1 protein-coding gene and 1 pseudogene are annotated in these 683 nt (G+C 33.6%); one reads left to right on the forward strand and one right to left on the reverse strand.

The annotated features are described in order from the left end of the window. A pseudogene (locus AC1DJR_RS32500) lies at window positions 1–92 on the reverse strand (GNAT family N-acetyltransferase); the annotation flags it as partial. A gap of 123 nt (window positions 93–215) precedes the next feature. On the opposite strand from AC1DJR_RS32500, the gene AC1DJR_RS32505 reads away from it, so the two are divergent. Next, window positions 216–683, forward strand: a 468-nt coding sequence (locus AC1DJR_RS32505) for a DUF2785 domain-containing protein (RefSeq protein ID WP_477004514.1), incomplete at its 3' end; no start/stop codon positions are given.

A 683-nucleotide genomic window follows, 5' to 3' on the forward strand; every position in this document is an offset into this window, starting at 1 on the left:
GTAAAAACCTCTGCATCATTTTCTTTTATCATTATAGAAGAAGCATTTTTTCTTATTTTAAAATGTTTTTCTAACTGTTCTATAGTCATCATATACTTCCCTCATCTATGTCRTACTCGAATTTCTACTTGTTCTCCTTGCATGAGCAGGATTGTCCTTGAATATATAGAATACTAGAAAACATYGCATCTTTAAAGTGCGGAGGAGGTTCTCCATTGGATATTACAGCATTGCAACAACAGTTAGAGCTTATACAACAAAATGACTATACGCAACTGCAACATATAGATATTAATGAGTTAACGCTCAATATGCTTCAGTATATCGGAACAACTGATAGTTACGTTCGTTACCAACTTATATATAAATGTTTTGCACATTTCATTCATCATGAATTCCTTATGGACGATCAACTGAAATTACTTCTACAAACTTGTTTAAGTGATGAGTATTTATATTGTGACATTCACTCCCCACTTACAGATGGGGTTTTCACACGTTCTTATACTGTTTCGTTACTTGCATTAATACTCCAATTCGCTAACTCGCACTACTTTTTTACAGAGGAGGATATCGAAGAAATAAAAAACAAACTCATTACATACACAAACTTAGAAATGGATTTTCGAGGCTATATTGAAAATAAAGGATGGGCTCATTGTCTTGCCCACGTATCTGATGCC

The organism is Bacillus sp. 05T31, from assembly GCF_056396725.1.